The 16,367-nt window shown below is 58.6% G+C and carries 16 protein-coding genes, 1 tRNA gene and 1 other RNA gene; 9 read left to right on the top strand and 9 right to left on the bottom strand.

Annotated elements, in window-relative coordinates; all coding sequences use genetic code 11:
* Positions 1–195 precede the first annotated feature (195 nt).
* Complete coding sequence (gene atpC / locus NW828_RS11510; RefSeq protein ID WP_011433800.1) at positions 196–609, bottom strand: ATP synthase F1 subunit epsilon; 414 nt, start codon at positions 607–609, stop codon at positions 196–198.
* A 304-nt stretch (positions 610–913) separates the two neighbouring features.
* Between atpC and NW828_RS11505 the strand changes: the two genes are divergently transcribed.
* The gene (locus NW828_RS11505; RefSeq protein WP_414383999.1) at positions 914–1,552 is read left to right on the top strand and encodes a Crp/Fnr family transcriptional regulator; all 639 of its coding nucleotides are present in this window, start codon (positions 914–916) and stop codon (positions 1,550–1,552) included.
* Between the two features lie 80 nt (positions 1,553–1,632).
* Here the strand turns inward: NW828_RS11505 and ssrA are convergent.
* Positions 1,633–2,034, bottom strand: a transfer-messenger RNA (tmRNA) gene (gene ssrA, locus NW828_RS11500).
* Between the two features lie 100 nt (positions 2,035–2,134).
* On the opposite strand from ssrA, the gene NW828_RS11495 reads away from it, so the two are divergent.
* Positions 2,135–2,206, top strand: a tRNA-Lys gene (locus NW828_RS11495).
* 2 nt (positions 2,207–2,208) lie between these two features.
* On the opposite strand, the gene gatC is transcribed toward NW828_RS11495, so the two are convergent.
* From gatC to NW828_RS11480, 3 genes are all read right to left on the bottom strand, one after another.
* Positions 2,209–2,502: an Asp-tRNA(Asn)/Glu-tRNA(Gln) amidotransferase subunit GatC gene (gatC, locus tag NW828_RS11490; RefSeq protein ID WP_414350806.1), complete on the bottom strand. Its 294-nt coding sequence runs from the start codon at positions 2,500–2,502 to the stop codon at positions 2,209–2,211.
* Between the two features lie 97 nt (positions 2,503–2,599).
* Positions 2,600–3,121, bottom strand: coding sequence for a photosystem I assembly protein Ycf3 (locus tag NW828_RS11485; RefSeq protein ID WP_414383997.1), 522 nt, complete (start codon positions 3,119–3,121; stop codon positions 2,600–2,602).
* A gap of 172 nt (positions 3,122–3,293) precedes the next feature.
* Entirely contained in the window at positions 3,294–3,578 is a 285-nt protein-coding gene (locus NW828_RS11480) for a chlororespiratory reduction protein 7 (protein WP_414383995.1), read from the bottom strand.
* Between the two features lie 123 nt (positions 3,579–3,701).
* Here NW828_RS11480 and trpS point away from each other — a divergent pair, with 123 nt between their 5' ends.
* Positions 3,702–4,697: a tryptophan--tRNA ligase gene (trpS, locus tag NW828_RS11475; RefSeq protein ID WP_414383993.1), complete on the top strand. Its 996-nt coding sequence runs from the start codon at positions 3,702–3,704 to the stop codon at positions 4,695–4,697.
* Positions 4,698–4,719: 22 nt separating this feature from the next.
* Here the strand turns inward: trpS and NW828_RS11470 are convergent, their stop codons facing one another.
* Positions 4,720–5,736 (bottom strand): DMT family transporter, encoded by a 1,017-nt coding sequence (locus NW828_RS11470; protein ID WP_414383991.1) that lies wholly within the window; start codon positions 5,734–5,736, stop codon positions 4,720–4,722.
* Positions 5,737–5,836: 100 nt separating this feature from the next.
* Between NW828_RS11470 and truB the strand changes: the two genes are divergently transcribed.
* Positions 5,837–6,736, top strand: coding sequence for a tRNA pseudouridine(55) synthase TruB (truB, locus tag NW828_RS11465; protein ID WP_414384001.1), 900 nt, complete (start codon positions 5,837–5,839; stop codon positions 6,734–6,736).
* 239 nt (positions 6,737–6,975) lie between these two features.
* Positions 6,976–7,479 carry an allophycocyanin subunit beta gene (gene apcB / locus NW828_RS11460; RefSeq protein WP_011433791.1) on the top strand — a complete coding sequence of 168 codons (504 nt, stop codon included), beginning with the start codon at positions 6,976–6,978 and terminating at the stop codon, positions 7,477–7,479.
* Positions 7,480–7,489: 10 nt separating this feature from the next.
* On the opposite strand, the gene NW828_RS11455 is transcribed toward apcB, so the two are convergent.
* Positions 7,490–8,254, bottom strand: coding sequence for a TIGR03943 family putative permease subunit (locus tag NW828_RS11455; RefSeq protein WP_414383989.1), 765 nt, complete (start codon positions 8,252–8,254; stop codon positions 7,490–7,492).
* Between the two features lie 493 nt (positions 8,255–8,747).
* On the opposite strand from NW828_RS11455, the gene NW828_RS11450 reads away from it, so the two are divergent.
* Positions 8,748–9,506, top strand: coding sequence for an ABC transporter permease (locus tag NW828_RS11450; RefSeq protein ID WP_414383987.1), 759 nt, complete (start codon positions 8,748–8,750; stop codon positions 9,504–9,506).
* 91 nt (positions 9,507–9,597) lie between these two features.
* On the opposite strand, the gene metH is transcribed toward NW828_RS11450, so the two are convergent.
* Together metH and NW828_RS11440 are read right to left on the bottom strand one after the other, a co-directional pair.
* A complete protein-coding gene (gene metH / locus NW828_RS11445; protein WP_414383985.1) occupies positions 9,598–13,299 on the bottom strand; it encodes a methionine synthase in 3,702 nt (1,233 codons plus the stop codon).
* A gap of 229 nt (positions 13,300–13,528) precedes the next feature.
* On the bottom strand, positions 13,529–13,654 hold the full coding sequence (locus NW828_RS11440; RefSeq protein WP_414383983.1) for a hypothetical protein: 126 nt from the start codon (positions 13,652–13,654) through the stop codon (positions 13,529–13,531).
* Between the two features lie 279 nt (positions 13,655–13,933).
* Here NW828_RS11440 and rpoD point away from each other — a divergent pair, with 279 nt between their 5' ends.
* From rpoD to NW828_RS11425, 3 genes are all read left to right on the top strand, one after another.
* Positions 13,934–15,145, top strand: coding sequence for an RNA polymerase sigma factor RpoD (gene rpoD, locus NW828_RS11435; protein ID WP_414383981.1), 1,212 nt, complete (start codon positions 13,934–13,936; stop codon positions 15,143–15,145).
* Between the two features lie 105 nt (positions 15,146–15,250).
* A complete protein-coding gene (locus NW828_RS11430; protein WP_148202754.1) occupies positions 15,251–15,508 on the top strand; it encodes a hypothetical protein in 258 nt (85 codons plus the stop codon).
* The gene (locus NW828_RS11425; protein ID WP_011433784.1) at positions 15,484–16,290 is read left to right on the top strand and encodes an adenosylcobinamide-GDP ribazoletransferase; all 807 of its coding nucleotides are present in this window, start codon (positions 15,484–15,486) and stop codon (positions 16,288–16,290) included. Before NW828_RS11430 ends, NW828_RS11425 begins: the two co-directional genes overlap by 25 nt.
* Positions 16,291–16,367: the final 77 nt, after the last annotated feature.

The raw sequence follows: 16,367 nt of genomic DNA, 5'->3' as shown, positions 1-16,367 counted from the left end.
CCCTTACCCTGGATAGTGGTGAGTGGATAGTGACCAGCCACTAGTCACTAGTCACTAACGGAGGGCGGGGCTTCCCGCCGGTCTAGCTAACAAAGCCAATCCCCAAAGATCGAAAATGGCCCCCTGGCTGCGCCTCAGCCCCTCCATCTCTCCTGCAGCTTGAGCTCCATCTGCAGATCCCGCGCCGGGACAGGGTCAGCTTCCAGTCTTGCTGCCCATCTCGGCAGCTTGGATCAAGGCCCTGGCTCGCTGTTGATCCAACTTGGCTTGCAAGCGCTCTTGCTTGTCGCTGCTGGTATTCAAAACTTTGCTTGCTTCGTCCAAGAGGGCCTGAGCCGCTGCCTTATCCACTTTTTCACCCCGCTCTGCTCGGTTGACCAGGACGGTTACCTCGTTATTTTCGACTTCTGCAAATCCGCCCATGACCGCAATGGCCAACCACTTTCCATCGGCTTTGACCCGCATAACGCCATTGCCGATAGCAGTTAAGAGGGGGGCGTGCCCAGTGAGAATGCCCAATTGGCCCGAAGTGGCAGGGAGGATCACTTCCTCGCTGGGGGCATCCCAAACCGTGCGGTCGGGGGTAATCACACGAACCATCAGCGTCACGACAGATCTCCTGAGGGCTTGAACACTTTCGCGTCGGCGGTGCGGAGCACCCTGCTTCCGATCCTACCGGATCCGGATCCCTGCAGCTTTGCCGGGTTCTCCTTTTGTCTCTTCTCTCGAGGCAGCCACACTTAACCTGTGCATAACTTTGCCTTTACCTCAGGCTGGAAGGCAAGCGCTAAGGTGTTGTCGGGAACACTTATCTCTCGCCCCCACCTCAGCATTGACGGCCAGCCCATTGCTGTTGGTTTGCAAGGGGGAGCCCAACGACCGGTGCACCCAGTTTCCCTAGCGGAGCCAGCTTATGCCTGAAGCAATGCCTAGCCATTTTGCTGCCGGCCTGTCCACACGGGAGCGCCAGCTGCTAGAAGACCTCTACCGAAGCCGCAGTTTATCTCCCTACACTCCTGGCCAGGTTATCCCTCTGTTTCCTGAGGAATGGGTGATCGTCTGTCGGGGCGTGGTACAGTTGACCACCCTCTATCCCAACGGTGGTGAGGCGCTGTTGGGGCTTGCCGGCCCTTCCATGCCCCTGGGATCCCCTCTGACGATGCTGGATCCCTACCAAGCTAAGGCTTTGACGGCAGTTGATGTGCTGCGGCTGCCGGCAGCAGAGGTGGAAGCCTCAGAGATCCTGAGTCAAGGGCTGCTCAAGCAGGTGGTGCGTCGGCTGCGCCAAACCGAAGCATTGCTCGCCTTGGCCGGACGGCGGCGGGTAGAGGATCGGCTGCGCCAGTTGCTCTCCCTTTTGGCTGTGGAGCTGGGATCCCCGGTTGCAACAGGGGTGCGCCTGCAAGTGCGCCTTACCCACCAGGACTTGGCCAATGCCATCGGCACTACCCGGGTCACCATTACCCGTCTCCTAAACCGCTTTCGCCAGCAGGGCTGGGTTGCGGTGGACAAAAACCGGCACCTTGTCATCAAACTCGCCCACGCTCCGTAAAACCTTTAGAAACTGAGCAGGATCTGCTCCTAGGGCATGGCTGAAAGCTGGCAGTTTTTGGCTCGTAGTTAACTGCTGGGAGATGGAGCTGACGGGAGTCGAACCCGTGTCCGAGATGGGTACTGAGGGATCACTCATTCACAGGTTTAGCCTCTTTGACCCTCGAGGCGGGGATCGCCGTTTGGATCCCAGCGATGGGAGTTCTCCGCCTAATCTTAGTCTCTCCCTCGACGGAGCCGGAGTAGAGAGCTGCACCCGTTGGGGTTGTGATCCGCCCACTTAACGGGGTCGTGAGCAGATCCTCGAGCTCAGAGTAAGTTTTCGGTTACTGAGCCTTAGGCAGCCAAAGCAGCCGCTTTACGAGCAAAGGGTACGACGTTGTTCGCACGTACTGTTTTGAGCCTGGTGGTAACGGGATAAGCTCAATCCCGACCTGCATCATGAACCCATGTTCGCCACCCCGTCGAAACCGTTACAGCCCCAGGGTTGACTTGAGTCCAGCATAGCAAGATTTTTGGGGATACGGCCAGAACCTTTGCGAATGTGACAGAAGCTTTGCTAATATGACGAAGCTGCAAACTTGGGTCGGTAGCTCAGCGGTAGAGCACTCGGCTTTTAACCGATTGGCCCAGGGTTCGAATCCCTGCCGACCCATGTCAGTCTTCCCCTTCCAAAATGCGGGGCACCTTGAAGAACATGTCTGCCCGGTCAGGGGCGTTGGCCAGGATCCCTTCGATATCGGGGTAGGGCTCGACTTCATCGGGGCGGGTGGGCAGTTCCATGTCCAGGACGTGAAAGGTGGGCTCTACCCCCTCCGTGTCCAGCTCCTTCAGTTGCTCCACGTAGGCCAAGATGTCTGCTAGCTGCTCTGTGAACTGGATCTCTTCCTCCTCGGTCAGCTCCAGACGAGCCAAGTGAGCAACATGTTGGACTTCTTCCCGTTTCAGCATCCTCTCCTCCGGCTCCCAGATTATCGACTTGACTTAGCCCAGGGTAGCCGAGATCAACCGTTCGCGTTAACGGAACGGAGTCCTTCTGCAGGAAAGCTCAGTACACTTCCAGGTTGGCGCGCCCGGTGGTTTTCAGCCAGTTTTGGGCCTCGATGTAGTTGTTGGGGGCAATGCGAATGGCCCGAATCCAGTACTGGGCAGCCTCGTCGAACAGGGACTCTGCTGTTTCCTCATCCCCGGCTTGCAGGCTCAGCTCGCCCTTGTGGTGCAGCAGCACGGCAATGTTGTTCAGGGCAGAGCAAAGTCTTGGGTTTAACTCCAGAGCTTGGTGGTAGTGGTCGAGGGCTTTGTCAAGCTCGCCGTTGCTCTGGTAGATCAGGCCCATGTTGTAGAGGATGTAGCTGCGGTCTTCTTCCCCTTGCTCCAGGGCAAGGGCTTCTCTGTAGTTTTCTAGGGCCTCGGCGTATTCTCCTTCGCTCTGAGCGGCCATGCCATCCCGGTAGTAGGCAAAGGCTTTCTTTTCCTCGGAACTCACCCCTGGCAGCAGTTTCAGAATTAGATCGGCCATGACGGTGAAGGTTTTGTCGATGAAGTTGTCGTTCTTCATGCTGCGCGGCATGGCTGACCCCTTTTAAGTTTAGGACTAAGGATCTCTACTCTTGCGTTGTATCACGCCCAAGGCGGGATCCGAAACACAACTCCATGAGGGCTCTGTCTCAGGCTACGGCAGGGGAACTGCAACGCTGTCGCGACGAGGCCACAAACGGCCTTGTCAAGGAACTTCCGACCTGTCAAGACTGTGTCGAAGAGCGCTTGCTCAGGCGCACAGGATGCCACTGCACAGTTTCGCCGGGGTAAACCTCGAGCTCACAGGCGGTGTCGATCAGCCGCTGTGCCTGCGCTTGAGGGGTGGGATAGCGGGCCAGATCTGCATCCACCAAGTGGGGATGTTCCTGCAACAGCCGCATGAGAAACTCCTGCAATTCCTCGGGGCTGAGAAATTGCTCCGGCAAGCCCGGGATCAGCAGCACATAGTGGTTGGCAGCACGTAACAGTTCGGGTTCTGAGTCTAACATGGTGTGGGGTTGGGCGTCTTTTTTCCATCATGAACCAACGGGTTGCGCCTCTCTTGATATCCTGAAAAAGACTTTCCTTGCTCTTGTCCTCCGTCTTGTTGGCGTTTGAGATTTGCTTTCCCTATGGCCAAGCCGCGCACCCTCTCTGGCATTCAGCCCTCTGGCGAACTGCATCTGGGCAACTACTTGGGGGCAATTAAAAACTGGGTGGCCGAGCAGGAGCACTACGAGAACTTTTTTTGCATCGTCGATCAACACGCCATCACCGTTCCTCAGGATCCTAAGCTGCTGAGGGAGCGAACCCGTTCGCTGTTTGCCCTTTATTTGGCCTGCGGTCTCAGCCTGGAGCATTGCGTGCTATTCGTCCAGTCCCACGTGCCTGCCCATACGGAGCTGGCCTGGCTGTTCAACACCATCACCCCCATGAACTGGGCGGAGCGCATGATCCAATACAAGGAGAAGAAAGAAAAACAGGGAGAGGAGACCAGCGTTGGCTTGTTCAGCTACCCGATTTTGCAGGCGGCGGATATTTTGCTCTACCAACCCAAGTATGTGCCAGTGGGGGAGGATCAGCGGCAGCATATTGAGCTGTGTCGGGACATCGCTCGCCGCTTCAATGACCGTTTTGGAGAGGTGTTTCTGATCCCAGAGGCCCTGATTCGTCCGGAGGGGGCGCGGGTAATGAGCTTGACCGATGGTACGCGCAAGATGTCCAAGTCGGATCCCTCGGATTTCAGCCGTATCCATCTGCTGGATGACCCAGATACCATCCGCAAGAAGATCCAAAAATGCAAGACCGATCCCATTCGGGGCATTGCCTTTGACGATCCGGCTCGTCCCGAAGCCCACAATTTGTTGACGATTTACATGCTCACCTCCGGCAAAAGCAAGGAGGTGGTGGCGGCTGAGTGTGCCGAGATGGGGTGGGGGCAGTTCAAGCCCCTCCTCGCCGACAGCATCATCGCCGCCCTGCAGCCCATTCAGCAGCGCTACCGGGAACTGTGGAGCAACCCGGACCACCTGCTCGTTCTGATACGGGAGAATGCCGCTAAGGCCCGGGCCATCGCCGAGCAAACGCTAAAAACGGTGAGAGAGGCCATGGGGCTCTTGCCCCCCTAAGGGATCCCTGCCCAAGCTTTGATCAGTCGGGGTTGCCATCGCGGATCTCGACGGTGCTCAAGGCGCTCACCAGCCAGTCTAAACCCAGCTCTGAGAGGATCCCTTTCCAGCCCAGGTGGAGGCGCTCCTGCCATTCTTGCCGGTGGTTAATCAAGTACACACAGACCAGAGTGATGCCCACTCCCAGCCATTGCAGCCGCGTCAGCGATTCCCCCAGAAAGGTGCTGCCAAACAGCAGGGCAAAGATGGGGGTGAGGAAGGTCAGGGAGCTGAACTCGGTGAGGTTTTCCTGAGAGGCGAAATAGAAGAAGAGGGCATAGGCCAAGGCGCTCCCCATCACCGAAGCGTAGAGAAGGCCCAGCCAGTGGGTTCCGCTCAGGTGTTGCCATTGCTGAGTCTCCGTCAGTCCCGACAGCAGGATCAAGGGCAGGCTGCCCAACACCATGTGCCAGCCCGTCGCCAGCACCGGATCTGCCACCTCCGCCACCTTGGGCATCATCACGGTGCCAACTGCCATCGACAGGGAGGCCATCAACATCCAAACGACGCCGGCCCCCAACTGCAGGGATCCCTCGCCGGATAGGCCGATGAGGCCAATGCCGAAAACTCCCAGCCCCAGGCTCAGCCAGCCTAGGGATCCCATCCGCTCGCGGTAAAACCAGGTGGCCATCAGAGCCACCGCCAGCGGCTGCGAGTCAATGAGCACGGATCCCAGGCCTGCCCCTGTCTCTTTCAGCCCTTGGGCCAAAAATCCCTGAAAACAAGTGCCGTCCACTAGCGCAAACGCCAACACCCATAGCCAGCCGCGCAGCCCTCTGGGATGCCAGGCGTGAGAGGCCGCAGAGCCCCGCCCCTGCCAGAGCCGAAAGGCCAGAACCAGGATCCCTGCCGGCAACAACCGCAGAATGGCAATAAAGAGGGGGGTGGTCTCGGAGAGGGCGTCTCGCATCACCACCATTGCTGAGCCCCACAGGAAAAAGGGGGCAATCATCAGGAGGCGTTGCCAGATAGGCTGAGAGGACAGGTCAGACTGGGCCATGGGTGCTTCAAACTCAGAGACGGAAGTTAACCCCATGTTAAGCGCTGGAGCAGTTCAGTTACAAATCTTAACTACTAATTGATTCATGTTGATGCCTGGCATGGGATCCCTGGAGGGCTTTCTCAACCTGGACAAGCCGGCGGGGCTCACCTCCCACGACTGTGTGGCAGTGGTGCGGCGGGTCTTGCGCACCCGCAAGGTGGGGCATGGGGGCACCTTGGATCCGGCGGCAACGGGGGTTTTGCCGATTGCGGTGGGACGGGCAACACGCTTTTTGTCGTTTTTGTCGGGAGATAAGGTGTATCAAGCAACCTTCCGATTTGGACAGCGTAGCGACACCGACGATGCTGAAGGGCAGATCCGGTTGGGATCCCCTTGTCCTGGGTTGAGTCGCGAGCAGGTGGAGCAGTGTTTGCGGGAGTTTACCGGCGAGATCTGGCAGGTACCGCCCCTCTACAGCGCCCTTAAGCGCCAGGGGAAAAAGCTCTACCAGTTGGCCCGGGCCGGCGTAGAGGCTGCGGAACTCCAGTTGGAACCCCGACGGGTGGTCATTCGGCAACTGCGCATCCTGGGCTGGCGAGCCGGAGACTTTCCGGAAGTGGATCTGGAAGTTGCCTGTGGCCCCGGCACCTACATTCGTGCCCTTGCCCGCGATGTGGGGGAAAAATTGGGCTGTGGAGGGCTGATGAGCCGGCTGCGACGGCTGCAAAGTGGCCCCTTTCGCATCGCAGAAAGCCTGCCCCTGGAGAAATGGCAGGGATCCGCGGATCCGGCTGCTGCCCTGCTGCCCATCGAGTGGGGATTTGCCGATTGGGGTGCGGTACAGCTCTCTTCCGCCGAAGCGAAGCAGTGGCTGCAGGGTCGGGCCATTCTCCTCGACCGGCCTGTTGTCGATGCCCCTACTTTGCGGGTGCTGGACGAGGCGGGCAAGTTTTTGGGCTTGGGGTATGGTCAGGCAGGCCAGCTCAAGCCGCTGCGGGTGTTGTCGCCGGATCCCTAGAGTGTTGCAGAAAGGTTACATTTTTGTAACAACATTGGCCATTGTCTCAGAGGGAAGTGGGAAAGAAACCCCTGCATGCTAAACTTCTGAGGGCGAAGGGGAGCCTAAAGCGTCGCCGTTGCCGGGCTCTGGCTCGATTTTCCAAGGTTGACCTTTGGATGTTGTCCGGCAAAATCTCTTCTCATTTTTTCATCTCAAGCTACTTTACAAAATAAAGTCACAAGAATGGAGCTGGGGATATGCGGGATGCCGTAACCACACTGATCAAAACCTACGACCTGACGGGCCGCTACTTGGATCGGGAGGCAATGGATGCGCTCAAGGCTTTTTATGACTCGGGGCTGCGGCGCATCAAGGCCGTGAACGTGATCAATCTCAACTCAGTGGATATCGTCAAAACGGCTGCTGCGGCCATGTTCGCCCAGGTGCCAGATCTCATTCGTCCGGGAGGCAACGCCTACACCACCCGCCGCTACGCCACCTGTTTGCGGGATATGGACTACTTCTTGCGCTACGCTTCTTACGCGCTGGTGGCTGCCGATAACAGCATTCTGGATGAGCGGGTGTTGGCGGGCTTGCGGGAGACCTACAACTCCCTCGGTGTGCCCATCGCCCCGACGGTGATTGGGATCCAAAACATGAAAACCCGCACCCTGGAGCTGCTTGGCTCCGGCGAAGACTACAGCTTTGTGGCCGAGCCCTTCGATTACCTGAGCGCCAAGCTGAGCGAAACCGATATCTGAGCGCCTACTCTCACTCGTCGGCGTAGGGATTGGCCGGCACCGGTATCGGCTCCAGCCGCTCGGCAACGATCACCAACTGAGATAATCCATCCCGCTGCTCCACGGCCATGCGCCCCTCCAGACGCAGCCAACTGTCGGCAGTTAACTGCTCTGCCTCTGGCCAGCGCACCGGCAAGCCCACAGGGTAAGCATCGGCAGCACAGCAGCTAACCAAAAACCGAGCAATAACAAAGTGGTCGGGTCGCTCGTCAGGAATGACGAACCCCTGCACCCGCACCGGCTGGTCTTCATAGGTGTAGGGATCCGGGTAGACATCCAAGGTGCGCACCCAGTCCAGCAGAGTTCGCTGACGCGGGTCGAGCTTGGGGCGAAAAGCCTGCGGCTGGCTACGAGATACCCCCAGATAGGGAGATACCCCTCGGTTGAGGGCAGTTTGGCTGGAGAGTGGTCGTGGCTCGACCCAAAACCCCAGCAGTGCTGTCAGGATCAACAGTCCTGCGCCCAGCCGCGGCCCCAATAGTGAGGCATGGACTTCAGAAGAGGCAACTTTGGCTCCTCGCCAACGGCCAATCCCCAAGCCCAACAGACACAGCCCGGCCAACAACGCCACATTCACGTAGCCGGGATTGATCAACATCAGCAGGGTGCCCCGCCAGCGATAGACGATCAGCAGGATCCCTAGCAACATCAACCCAACCGCCTCCCAGTAGGCTGTATTGCCCCACCGCAACGGTTTGGACTCCGTCCCGCTGACGCGACCGACAGGCCGAGACATATCCTTGGTTTTCGCGTGCGGTTCCTCTGGATTTTGTTTTTCTCGAAGACGACCAGAACTGCTTTTGGGCATGGGTTGCAGCTTTTTCACACCACTCCGAGCCTAAGTTTAGCAATCCTCGCGGAAGTGCCCACTGCCGGCGTTGGGGAATGCCTGTGCTGCCAATTTCCCAGTCACAGGTATCGGGTTGCCCGAATAAGGCAAGGACTCCGTCCCCCTAACGCGAACAGCAAAACATTTCGTTTGGCTCACGTTCTTTGATTGCCGTCTTTACAGCTTCAGGGATCCCATCATCAATTCAACAAATCCAGCCACAGATAACCTCACATTGGCACGGACTTTGGCGTGATAGACAGGGTTGCAGGCTGATGTATAAAGCCTAGGGAGTTGCTGCAATTTTGGCGGTCTGCTCTACAGTGGGATAGAGACAACTGAGATACCACACACGAATGTTGGCCGAATGTTGGCAAGGATACCCACCTGGCTGCGGGGCGTGAGCTATGCCATCTATGGCTTTCTCTACCTGCCAATTCTGCTGATCGCCGTCTACTCCTTTAACCGAGCCCGCTTTGGCCTGGCGTGGACAGGTTTTACCTTCGATTGGTACCTTTCCCTGTTTCAGAATGCCCTGGTCTGGCAGGCCACGCAAAATACCCTCGTCCTGGCGTTGGTCAGCACGCTGGTCAGCACGCTGCTGGGATCCCTGCTGGGCTATGGGCTGTATCGCTATCGCTTCCCCGGTAAAAAGATCCTGCAGGGGCTGATGCTGTTGCCGGTGATCGTCCCCGATATTGTGATGGCCATCGCGCTGCTGCTGTTCTACCAGTTTGTGCGCTTTTACACGGGCCTCTTTGAGCTGGGCTTGGGGACGATGATCTTGGCCCACATTACGTTTCAGATTGCTTTTGTGGCTATTGTGGTGCGCAGCCGTCTCCAACTTTTGGATCCCGCCCTGGAAGAAGCAGCCTATGACCTCTATGCAAACACCTGGCAAAAGCTACGCTATGTCACCTTGCCCTTGGCCATGCCAGGGATCCAAGCTGCCGCTTTGCTGGCTTTTACCCTTTCGATAGATGATTTTGTCATCTCCTTTTTTACCAGTGGGCCGGAGAGCCTGACCTTGCCAATTTTGATCTACAGCACGGCGCGACGAGGAGTTACCCCGGAAATCAATGCCCTCTCCACCTTGATCATTCTGGTTACCTTGATCTTGGTCGTGGGCTTCCCCCTGCGGAGTGCTCCGCACCGCTGACGCGAACAGCCGCTCCCGCCTGGGATCCCGCTAGCCGTTCTCGACAGTTCCCCCTCTCCCCCTGAGAGAGGTTGGAGATGAGGGCCTAAGCCTAAGTGTTGAAGTAGCGGGCTGCCGGATGGTAAGCAACGATGGCGGTGGTGGACTGTTCCGGATCCAACTGATCGCTCTCGTCCATGGTCAGGCCAATGCGCTCGGCCTGGAGCACCTGCAGCAGAACCCGTTGGTCGGCGATGTTGGGGCAGGCGGGATAGCCGAAGCTGTAGCGGGATCCCCGATAGCCCTGATGCAGGATCTTGCGGATGTCGGGGCTATCTTCGTGGCCAAACCCCAGCTCCCGCCGGATGCGGGCATGGCACCACTCGGCCAAGGCTTCTGCCAAGGTCACGGTCAGGCCGTGGAAATACAGGTAGTCGGTGTACTGGCCCTCGGCAAAGAGGCGCTGGGCATAGGCGGTGGCCTCTGGGCCCACCGTAACCGCCTGCATGGGGAAGACATCTACTAGGCCAGTGGAGCGATCGGCAAAGAAGTCAGCGATACAGTAGCGGTGGCCGGTTTTTTGGCGGGGGAAGGTGAAGCGGGCCAGCTCCCGCACCTGGGGAGAAAGCTGGGGCCGCTCGACCGTCGGCAGTTGGAAGTAGGTGGTGGAGTCGGGCTCCAGGGCAAACAGCTCCGGGAAGCTGGCCGGGTCGAACAGGATTAGAGTATTTCCTTCCGCCTGCGCCGGGAAATAGCCGTAGACCACTTGGGGGTGCAGCAGATCCTCAGCCAGGATTCGCTCCTTCCAGCGCTCGATCACCGGATCCACCTGGGTGGCGATAAACTCGGCAAACTCCTCCGCCGACTGGTCGCGGGGCTTGCGAATCTGCCACTGGCCGGCTACCAGGGCCTGCTTGTCGATGTAGAAGAAGACCTCTGGCCAGGGGATCTGATCCGAGGCGAGAAGTTTGGATCCCCAGAAAGGCGGGATAGGCCGTTCGGTCTCGAGGGCAACCGCCTCGGAGCGGTGGGTGTCTGGGGGTGGGGTCTCCGTTCCGCCGTTGCCAGCCGAGATGGCAAGGGCAGGAGTAGCACCCACAGTCACCTCTGGAGCAGGCAGGGTGGGATCTGTCTCCTCTAGAAGAGTGGAAGCAGCTTCTTTTTGGCCGTTGGCAGAGGGGGATCCCTGCTCCAAGTCATCCAGAAAACCCAGCCGGTCATCCCAGCGGCCAGCAGCCTTGGCCTGCATTAGCCGATCCATAAAGTTCAGATCAGTAAAGGCATCGCGGCCATAGATCACCTGGCCTTTGTAGGTCTGGCGGCAGTCTTCTTCCACAAAGCGGCGGGTAAGGGCCGCCCCTCCTAGGATGACCGGCACGGTGATGCCCCGCTCGTTAAACACCTCCAAATTCTCTTTCATAAAGGCCGTGGATTTCACCAACAGGCCGCTCATGGCAATGCAGTCGGCCTTGTACTTTTCATAGGCTTCGATGATGTTTTCCACCGGCTGCTTGATGCCCAAGTTAATTACCCTGTAGCCGTTGTTGGTGAGGATGATGTCCACCAAGTTTTTGCCAATATCGTGGACATCCCCCTTGACGGTGGCAATCAAAAGAGTGCCTTTGCACACTTCCCCTCCCACCTTTTCCATGAAGGGCTCCAGGTATTTCACCGCCGCTTTCATGGTTTCTGCCGACTGCAGCACAAAGGGCAGTTGCATTTTGCCAGCGCCGAAGAGCTCCCCCACCTCCTTCATGCCATCCAGCAAAAAGGTGTTGATGATCTCCAGGGGGGGATAGTTCTGCAGTGCCTCCGCCAGGGTCTCCTCCAGGCCAATCCGCTCCCCGTCAATGATGTGCCGCCGCAGGCGCTCCTCCAGAGGCAGCGTGGCCAGGGATCTGGCTGCCCGCAGCTCTTGGCTGGAAACTCCCGCAAACAGCTCCGTCAGCCGCGCCAGGGGATCGTAGGTGCAAATGCCCGAGGACTCCGTCCCGCTAACGCGAACGGCGTTAAACTGCCGCCGATCCCAGATCAGATCCCGACACACCTGCTGCTGCTCTGCGGGGATCTTGTTCAGGGGCAGGATCTTGGCGGCGCTGACGATGGCGGCATCCAGCCCAGCTTCACGGCACTCGTGCAAAAACACCGAGTTCAACACCACGCGGGCTGCCGGGGAGAGCCCAAAGGAGATGTTGGAAATGCCCAAGAGAATGTGGGTCTCCGGGAAAGCCTGGCGGATACGGCGGATGGCCTCCAGGGTGGCTGCCCCGTTGCTACGGTCTTCCTCGATGCCGGTGGAAATGGGCAAGGCCAAAGGGTCAAAGAAAATCTCGTAGGGCGGGATCCCGTACTCAACCGCCTGGCGATAGGCCCGCTCGGCAATCTGGAACTTCTTGTCGGCGGTGCGGGCCATGCCCTCTTCGTCGATGGTGCCGATGACCACCCCGGCGCCGTAGGTTTTAGCTAGCTCCAGCACCTTGAAGAAGCGCTCTTCCCCGTCTTCGTAGTTGGTGGAGTTGAGCAGGCACTTGCCCCCCGCCACCTTGAGGCCCGCTTCCATCTTTTGCCAATCGGTGGAGTCCAGCATCAGGGGGATTGGGATTTGGGTAACCAGCCGCGAGACCAGCTCCCGCATATCCCGCACGCCATCCCGGCCCACGTAGTCCACATTCACGTCCAGGATGTGGGCTCCCTCCCGCACCTGCTCGCGGGCCAGGGCCACCAGGCCGTCCCAGTCTTCGGCGTTGAGCAGCTCCCGCATCTTTTTGGAGCCGCTGGCGTTGAGGCGCTCGCCGATGATTAAAAACGAGTTGTCCTGCAGGTAGGGCTGGGGCGTGTAGATCGAGGCAGCAGCGGGAATGTGCTCGACGGAGCGGCGTTTAGGCCGCAGCCCCTGCACAGCTTCCACCAAGGCGGCAATGTGCTCGGGACGGGTGCCACAGCAGCCTCCCACCACTGCCACCCCCAGATCCCGCACAAAGTGCTCCAGGTGGAAGCGCAACTGCTCCGGCGTGAGCTTGTAGTGGGCTTTGCCGCCGATGTTTTCCGGCAGGCCGGCGTTGGGAATGCAGGAGATGGGGAAAGGAGAATGGCGGGACAGATAGCGGATGTGTTCGACCATCTTGTCTGGGCCAGTGGCACAGTTGAGGCCCAGCACATCGATGGGATAGGGCTCCAGGATGGCCAGGGCCGCCCCGATCTCCGTGCCCACCAGCATCGTCCCCTGTACCTCAAAGGTAAGGGACACCACCACCGGCAGGCGGATCCCGCGTCGGGCAAACTCCTGCTGCACGGCCACCAGGGCCGCCTTGGTCTGCAAAATGTCCTGGCAGGTCTCGATGATCAGCAGATCCGCCCCACCGTCAACTAGCCCCTGCACCTGCTCCTCGTAGGCAGCCCGCATCTCATCAAAGCTGATGTGCCCCAGGGTGGGCAGCTTGGTGGTGGGGCCAATGGAGCCGGCCACAAAACGGGGCTTTTCCGGCGTCGCAAACTCGGCTGCTACCCGCTTGGCCAGTCGCGCCGCCGCCACGTTCAGCTCGTAGGCTTTTTCCGGGATCCCGTACTCGGCCAAAACGATGGAGGTGGCCCCAAAGGTATTGGTCTCAACAACGTCGGCCCCCACTTCCAGAAAGCCGCGGTGTACCCGCTCCACCGCCTCCGGCTTGGTCAGCACCAGCATCTCGTTGCAACCCTCCAGCTCCGGCCCACCAAAATCCGCTGCCGTCAGGTTCTGGGCCTGGAGGGAGGATCCCATCGCCCCATCAAAGACAATCACACGTTCCTGGAGATGCTGCAGGAAGGGATGGGTCATAGAAGTCAAAGTCAGGCAGGGTGTCATCGACCTAGAGCCTGATTTAAGTTAGCATCGAGCCATTTGCTCGGACTAGGCCGAGGGGCCAGGGATCCCATCTTGGCCTTTGTTGAGGTGAATTTAACATTTTCTTTGCCTGCCCCGTTGCTGTTTCCCCCAGGTCGGGCTAATTTAGGGAAGACGTTTTGGTGTGAACGGCTACAGTTGCTCGCAAGTGTTCCTCCCAGGGTCACTTGCCGCCTGCTGTAGAGCGATCTTCTCCTCGCGGGTTGGAGTGGTTGAGGTGCTGAATGTTCTGCCCCCCCAGTGAAGTGCCTCGCACCTCGTCGCAGGATTGGCGAAGAGAAAGATCCACCTTTCGCCACCTCGAGAGGCCCCGTCCATCAAGACGAGTCTTGCGCCAGTTCAGTTGAGCTCCATGAGCGATATCTGCTTCCAGATTGACCCGAGCAATCGGTTATTCAGAAGCGGGCAGGCTGGCCTAGGGCAAGTCAGGCTTTGGCTTGCGGATATCGGCTCCCTCACTCTGGCGTTGTGGGATGCAGCAGAGCTGCAACTTGCTCCTCTCCCTTTGGCGTCTAAGCTCCCTTAGTCACCTTTAGTTGTCTGTGATTAGGATCACGAGGAACTCAGCATGGCTCAAGCAAAGGAATTGGTGAAATCGGGTAAAACAGCTCTTCTCGAACCGGATCTGGAAAATCCACCTTCCAGCGCCCTGGAGTTGGACACCGAGACAGATACCCTCGAGAGCGAACTGGATACCGGTGACACTGATGCTTTTGATGAGGATGACGACGACGAAGAGGCAGCAGAGGAGGATGGAGAGACTGCCGCCGCCGGTGCCAAAGGTCGCTCAAAGCGCAAGGCGGCCAGTAAGAAAAAGCCCTACACCGATGACTCTATCCGGGTCTATTTGCAAGAAATTGGGCGTATCCGGCTGCTGCGGGCCGATGAAGAAATCGAGCTAGCCCGAAAAATTGCCGATCTGCTGGAGCTAGAGCGCGCTCGCGAGGCCGTTTTTCAGCGTATGGGCCTCTGGTCAGACCCAGAAGAGGTGCCGGACACCCTCTGGGCAGAAGAGGTCAAGATGTCCTTGCCGGAATTTCGGCGGCGGTTGCATCGGGGGCGGCGGGCCAAAGAAAAGATGGTGCAGTCTAATCTGCGTTTGGTGGTGTCCATCGCCAAAAAGTACATGAACCGGGGCCTGTCTTTTCAGGATTTGATTCAGGAGGGATCCCTGGGCCTGATTCGGGCAGCCGAGAAATTCGACCACGAGAAGGGCTACAAGTTCTCCACCTATGCGACGTGGTGGATTCGACAGGCCATCACCCGTGCCATTGCCGACCAATCCCGCACCATTCGCCTGCCTGTCCACCTCTACGAGACGATCTCCCGCATCAAAAAGGTAACCAAGTTGCTTTCCCAGGAATTGGGCCGCAAGCCCACCGAAGAGGAGATCGCCACCCGCATGGAGATCACCATCGAGAAGTTGCGCTTTATCGCCAAGTCGGCCCAGCTTCCCATCTCTTTGGAAACCCCCATCGGCAAGGAAGAGGATTCTCGGCTGGGAGACTTTATCGAGTCAGATGGGGAGACGCCGGAGGATCGGGTGGCCAAAGTCTTGCTCAGAGAAGATCTGGAAAGCGTTTTGGAAACCCTCACCGCCCGCGAACGGGATGTGTTGAAGTTGCGCTACGGCTTGGATGATGGCCGCATGAAAACTCTGGAGGAAATCGGCCAGATCTTTAATGTCACCCGTGAGCGAATCCGGCAGATCGAGGCTAAGGCTCTGCGCAAGTTGCGCCACCCCAACCGCAACAGCGTGTTGAAGGAATACATCCGGTGACTCTGGGGCCCATTCCTTCTAGCTCTCAGGGAGAGCCGGGGCAAGGGATCCAAGAGAGTTCCCGGCCCCCTAAGGCAGACTGAGTTGGAACTGCCAACCCGCGCGATGGAGGATCTTCAGCATGAACTCGAACCAGACTCCGCGGATCCCAGTCTTTCTGAAAAAGCAGCCCTCTTTCTGGTGTTGGCCGCGGTGGGCGCCATCGGAGCTTTGGTGGCCAAGCTCACCATTGTCAAGCTCACCATTGTGGTGGGGCGCACCGTTCGCAAGGATTCCTATTTTCTCTCCCAGAGGGCTGGATTGGCGGATCCCTTTACACAGACTCAAGGACTGAGCGATTGCGGCGCTTCTGGGCAGCCTTGACTTTCTACACGGCCCTGCCTCTGGGGTGGGTCGGAGACTTGCCGTTTGAGGGCATTGCCGCCTGGCTGCCAGGGGTAGGTGTGTTGCTGGGCGGGATCCTCTCCCTGGCTGGGATCCTGCTGCAGATTTTCCCCAATCCGGTGCGGGCCGCTTTGCTCTTGGCCCTGTGGGTTCTCTTGACCGGTGGGCTGCACCTGGACGGGGTGGCCGATACTGCCGATGGCTTGGCGATCAATGTCCACAAGAATCCTTACAAAGGGGATCCGGAACGGTCAACTGAGGATGGGCAAAAATCTGACTTGCAGGGATCCCGTCGCCGTCTGCAGGTGATGAGCGATAGCCACACCGGGGCCTATGGGGTACTGGCCTTGGTGCTGCTGCTGCTGCTGAAATTTGCTGCCCTGAGCAGCGTTCGAGCTTGGCCCCTCTTGCTGCTGGTGCCCGCCTGGGGGCGTTGGGGCCAGTTGCTCGCCATTGCCCTGTACCCCTATCTGCGAGAGCAGGGATCCGCCCGCTTCCTCAAAGACTCCACTTCCCTGCCGGGATCCCTGTGGCCGGGCACTCTGCTTGTGCTGGCCATCACCGGGGGGTTGGGCTGGGCTGGGATCTTGGCTTGGCCCCCTTTGCTGCTCTGGACGCTGGGATCCGCCCTGGGGGCTTGGGCCGTGGGCTACTGGATCTACCGCCAGTTGGGAGGACACACGGGCGATACCTACGGAGCTACGGTGGAATGGTCAGAAGCGATAGCATTGCTGTGGGGATCCCTTATTGGGCCATCATGAATCTGATACATTTACGCTGAACACTGCTGAACATCACTGTTCAACTATGCAGCGATAGCATTCTGTTTGTTTCCAAA

The sequence above is a fragment of the Synechococcus sp. W55.2 genome (assembly GCF_047461635.1).
GTDB lineage: Bacteria > Cyanobacteriota > Cyanobacteriia > Thermostichales > Thermostichaceae > Thermostichus.
This window is presented reverse-complemented; position numbering and strand designations above follow the sequence as displayed.